This is a genomic window from Acidovorax sp. GW458-11-26-14-TSB4 (assembly GCF_059423865.1).
The window spans coordinates 1-4,549 of record NZ_JBWKYR010000049.1 but is presented as its reverse complement, the minus strand read 5'-3'; the positions used below and the strand labels follow the sequence as shown (position 1 = coordinate 4,549).

General features: G+C 67.8%; 5 protein-coding genes. 3 read left to right on the top strand and 2 right to left on the bottom strand.

Annotation, left to right across the window (positions count from 1 at the left end):
* Window positions 1–186: 186 nt before the first annotated feature.
* Complete coding sequence (locus tag AC07X5_RS32595; protein WP_494773546.1) at window positions 187–813, top strand: hypothetical protein; 627 nt, start codon at window positions 187–189, stop codon at window positions 811–813.
* 63 nt (window positions 814–876) lie between these two features.
* On the top strand, window positions 877–1,674 hold the full coding sequence (locus tag AC07X5_RS32590; RefSeq protein ID WP_494773545.1) for a hypothetical protein: 798 nt from the start codon (window positions 877–879) through the stop codon (window positions 1,672–1,674).
* 135 nt (window positions 1,675–1,809) lie between these two features.
* On the opposite strand, the gene AC07X5_RS32585 is transcribed toward AC07X5_RS32590, so the two are convergent.
* The gene (locus AC07X5_RS32585) at window positions 1,810–3,279 is read right to left on the bottom strand and encodes a DUF2867 domain-containing protein (protein ID WP_494773544.1); all 1,470 of its coding nucleotides are present in this window, start codon (window positions 3,277–3,279) and stop codon (window positions 1,810–1,812) included.
* Window positions 3,280–3,631: 352 nt separating this feature from the next.
* On the opposite strand from AC07X5_RS32585, the gene AC07X5_RS32580 reads away from it, so the two are divergent.
* Window positions 3,632–4,090, top strand: coding sequence for a hypothetical protein (locus AC07X5_RS32580; protein WP_494773543.1), 459 nt, complete (start codon window positions 3,632–3,634; stop codon window positions 4,088–4,090).
* Between the two features lie 5 nt (window positions 4,091–4,095).
* On the opposite strand, the gene AC07X5_RS32575 is transcribed toward AC07X5_RS32580, so the two are convergent.
* Window positions 4,096–4,314: a hypothetical protein gene (locus AC07X5_RS32575; RefSeq protein WP_494773542.1), complete on the bottom strand. Its 219-nt coding sequence runs from the start codon at window positions 4,312–4,314 to the stop codon at window positions 4,096–4,098.
* Window positions 4,315–4,549: the final 235 nt, after the last annotated feature.

The following is a 4,549-nucleotide window of genomic DNA, read 5'->3' as shown; positions in this document are numbered from 1 at the left end:
GCCTTTCTTTGGGGTACCTTTCTTTGGCGACGCAAAGAAAGGTACCTCGGCCGCCGGGCCGAGACCCGGCTCCCGCCATCAACCTGGGCAAACAGCATCCATAGCCCATGACCAGAACCCATCCACCCCGATTCCCAATGCGAGAATCCACCCCATCCCACCACCGCGACGAGCCCCCACATTCCCATGCCCCCCGCATCCCTGCCTCAACCAGCATTCACCGCGGCCCTGCACCGAGCCGCCGCAGCCCTGGCCCTGCTGCTGGCTACAGCCCTGGCCTGCCTGGCCCCGCCCGCCCACGCCGCTCCCCCCAAGTCCTACAGCAAGGCGGGCGTGTCCTTCCAGCACCCCGCCGGCTGGAAGGTGACGGCCGACGAGCTGGAGACGGACGGCTCGGGCATGCGCACCATCGACCTGGAGGGCCCCGAGGACGCGAGCATCCATCTGATGCTCATTCCCTTCCTGTCGGGCCAGAACATCGAGACCCTGGCCGCGCGCGCCGCGGAGCACCGCGCGGAAATGGACAAGGGCCCAGCGGCCCTGGAAGGCCCGGACAAGATCACCCCCACGGGCATGACCTCCAGCACCATCACCCGGCGCGTGGGCGGCAAGGAGGTCAAGGGCGTGCTGCAGCGCTTTGGCTACACCTCGGAAGGGGTCCCCGTGGATATCGAATCGCGCTTTTTCTCCCTCGACATGGGTGACGCGCGCAGTGTCAACATCATGACCCAGTCGGTGGCCGAAGACGCCAAGCAGATGGATGCAGCCCTGGGCCTGGTGATGGACAGCCTGCGCTACCGCGCCAAACGCTGACAGCCCCGAGCACCCTCTTGCACCCACCCGACCTCTCTGCACCGATCAAGCTACTGATTCACCATGAACCACTGCCCCACCCTGTCAACCCCCACCGTCCGCGCGACCGCGCGCCGCGGCTTTTTCTTCCGCTTGATGGCCTGCGCGCTGGGCCTGGCACTGCTGGCCGCCCTGGCCCAGCAGCCCGCCCTGGCCGCGCCCAATGTCCTCTACAGCAAGGACGGCCTGAGCTTTGAGCACCTCGCCGGCTGGAAGGTGACCGAAGACTCGGTCGCACAGGACGAGACCCGCCTGCGCAGCATTGATCTGGAAGGGCCCGACGATGCCGTGGTCACCTTCAACATCAGCCCCTACCTGCAGGGCCAGAACATCGAGGGTTTTGCGGCCACCATCGCCAAGAGCCGCGGCGAATCCGAAAAATCCGACGGCGCCATCGCCCAGCAACTGCGCTACAGCCCCGCCACCACCGCACCCATCACGCGCACCGTGGCCGGCAGGGAGAACAAGGGCGTCTCGCAGCGCTTCGTGATCAGCCTGCTGGGCCAGAAGCTGCCGCACGAGGCGCGCTTCTTCAAGGCCAATCTGGGCGGGACCACCGCCATCGTCATGACCCAGGTGGCCGAGGAATACGCCAAGGCCACCGAGTCCGGCTTCGCGCTGGTGCTCAATTCGCTGCGCATCACAGTCCAAGGCGCCGAACCAGCAAGCGCACGCCGGCAAGAGGCCCTGATTGAGGGATTGGCTGCCGGTTTCGCTGCCGCTGCGGATGCAAAAGCTGCTGCACAACAGCAGCGACAGCAGGCACCTTTGCGCTGTACCTCAAAAAAAGTCTTTGAACGTGTTGAAACCGTGTGCAACTAGAAGGCGAAGGCCAGCGGTACGAAGCAGTCGTAAACTTGTGAAATACTGCGGAGAGACTATCGGGCAAAAGGAGTAACAGCCGCCCCAGGATCCGAACACACACGCCTTGGCGGCATGCGCCGGCAAGAGGCCCTGCTAGAGCCCGTCCATCCCTTCCACCGCCACCTGCAGCAGGTGCGGCGCGATATAGCGGCGGTGCGTGCGCTCGATCAGCGCCATGTACAGGCGGCCGAAGGCATTGCGGCAAGCCACGCGGGTCGCCAGCGAATACTCCACGCGGCCATCGTCCAGGCAGCGCACGCCCACGCACGAGCGAAAGGCCAGGTGCTTGTCGTCCGCACCCAGCAGCACCTGCGCGCTGCGCCCGTCGGCCGCAACCAGGCTGGCGTGCACCGGGTAGCGGCCGGCAAACCGCAGGCTGTCCGGGTCCATCACCTGCCCGGCGATGGGCGGCTGCAGTGACGACACGGGGCAGGCCAGCGGTGAGCGGCGCAGCCCCAGCGGGCGCACCAGCGCATTGCGCACGGCCATCATGCGCGACACGCCCGGGTGCCGGTGCACGAGAAAGCTGCCCAGCAGGCCGGCCAGCAGGGCCGCGGCATCCGGCACCGCGCCGGCACTGGGGGACGGCGCTGGCACCACCAGCGTGAAGCAGTCCTCATGGTGCAGCCTTTGGCCAGCCAGCGCCTGGCGCAGCAGGCTGCCGGCGGGCAGGCCAGGCTGCTCCTGCACGCGGCTGGGCCGCAGCTCGCTCACGTAGCCGCCGCCCTGCAGCGGTTCCAGCAGGCCTGCCAGCACATGGCCCACCCGCCCGGCCAGCGCGCGGTAGTGCCCACAGGCGGCGGCCAGCCAACCACCGGGCCGCTCGCCCAGCGAGAGCACCGTGGTGGGCACCTGCCGCGACTGCACGGGTGCGCTGGCCAGCAGCGCCTGCACGGCATCGGGCAACAGCTCGGTCAGCGAGGGGATGTCTCCCTCGTCCTGCAGCACGCGCTGGCGCAGTGCATCGCTGAGCGCGCCGCCCAGCTCGTTGGTGTGGGTGGACAGGGCGAAGAACGCCGGGTGCCCGGCCCCCGACACACCGGGCACGAACTGGTGCCAGTTCTCGCCCGAAAAGCGCACGGTGAACAAACAGTCCGGCGGCACATCGACATGGCGCAGCGCCCGCACGAAGGCCGCCGGGTCGTGCGCAATTTCCTCGGAAGTGGCGCTGGAAAAGCGCAGCTGCGCCCCCGCGCTGCCCGACACCGCCGTGAACACCCGGTGCCCTGCATGCCGATGGAACGGGTGCCCGCCCTGCCCCACGCCAAAGCTGTACAGCGCCGTGGCATCGCCCTTGGCGAAATCGCTGCCGCCCAGCTTGGCCGAAGGCTCGTCCAGCGCGTCGATGAAGCGCCGGTGCTGACCCTGGCGCGCCATCATGCCGCGGCACAGGCCCGTGCCAGCCCCCCGGCCCAAGCGGGCCAGCAGGGTCACCTCGATGGGCAGCGCGCCCGGCCGCGTGGGCAGCGCCACAAAGGGGAAGGTCGCCGTCTCGCGCGTCAGGCGCAAGACCGGTCGGGCAAGCTGCAGGGCGGTGGCGGTGCTGCTGCAGGTGTTCATCATGCGTCGGCTCCCTTTCGGACAGGTGGATCTGGCTTGCGCGACCGTGCTTGGGTCACGCCATGAATTCAGTATATTTAGTTAATTACCTAATTGCAACCTTAACAAAACGACTGTGCATCCGTGGAGACATATCGCCACAGTCAAGAACGTCCTTGACCATTGTTCAGGTTTATCTTGACTAAGTTTAGAAATTACTAAACAATGGATCCCATGGCAGTCCCGGCGCACGGCGGCACCATCGGCACCGGCCAACAGCGGCACACCCAGGCACTCCGCACCACGGTCGGTCCGCATGCAAGCAACACGCGCCAGGGCTGCCGCCCACCGTCCGTCTGCCAAAGGAAGCCGCCCCATGCACTACCACCACGCCGCCCCGATGCCCCTGCCCTTCCCGGCCTTTGCCGCCAACGCAGCCCGCATGGCACCCAGCCGATCGGTGTGGCAACCAGTGCAGCAGCAGCCGCACCAGCCCCCGCTGGACGATGGCCTGGCCGCCCCGCAGGCCCCCTTGCTGGCAGGTTTTTGCCGCAGCGCCAACGACCCCGTACGCGACGCGGCACACCACCACGAGGCCCGCGCCGCCGAGTCCGACGCGCAGTACGCCGCCGAAGACGCCGCGCACCGCGACACCCTGGCCCTGGCGCGCGGCGGCGACTATGCACGCCTGCTGTCGGCCATGGACTACCGCGACAACGACACCCGCGCCATGCACGCCCTGGTCAGCTGCGCGCTGCAGGGCCACGCCCTGGCCCGCGAGGCCATCGAGGTGCTGGCCCGCACCTGGGCCGAGACACACACCGAGGCCGTGTGATGCGCTCACCCGCAACCCAGGGTCCGGAGCGCGGGGCCACCCCCGGCCATGTGGTTCTTGTGCTCGGCGCGGTAGCCATCGGGTGCACCTTGCTCTGGGCGATGCACGAGGATGCGCAGCATGAACTGCAGCGCGAGCGCATGGAGCAGCAAGCGCATGGCCGGCGGCCGCAGCCCAGTGCCGAGCAGCGCCGGCACATGGCGGCGCAGTTTGTCTGTGGGCATGGGGTGGTTTATCAGTGGGTGGATGGGAATACGGTGGAGTGTTATCAGGAGGTGGGGTCGCAGGTGGTGGTGGGGCGGTGAGTCTGTGGGTTCGTCTTGGTGGTGGATGCGTGCCTGTGCTCTCCAGCGCGGCTGTTTTAATGGCGTGCCTCTGCCAGGGGCGGGAGCCGGGTCTCGGCCCGGCGGCCGAGGTACCTTTCTTTGCGTCGCCAAAGAAACGTACCCCAAAGAAAGG

Coding starts and splice junctions, on each gene's coding strand:
- AC07X5_RS32575 (WP_494773542.1), bottom strand. CDS start 4,314: ATGCCCACAGACAAACTGCGCCGCCATGTGCCGGCGCTGCTCGGCACT.
- AC07X5_RS32595 (WP_494773546.1), top strand. CDS start 187: ATGCCCCCCGCATCCCTGCCTCAACCAGCATTCACCGCGGCCCTGCAC.
- AC07X5_RS32585 (WP_494773544.1), bottom strand. CDS start 3,279: ATGATGAACACCTGCAGCAGCACCGCCACCGCCCTGCAGCTTGCCCGA.
- AC07X5_RS32580 (WP_494773543.1), top strand. CDS start 3,632: ATGCACTACCACCACGCCGCCCCGATGCCCCTGCCCTTCCCGGCCTTT.
- AC07X5_RS32590 (WP_494773545.1), top strand. CDS start 877: ATGAACCACTGCCCCACCCTGTCAACCCCCACCGTCCGCGCGACCGCG.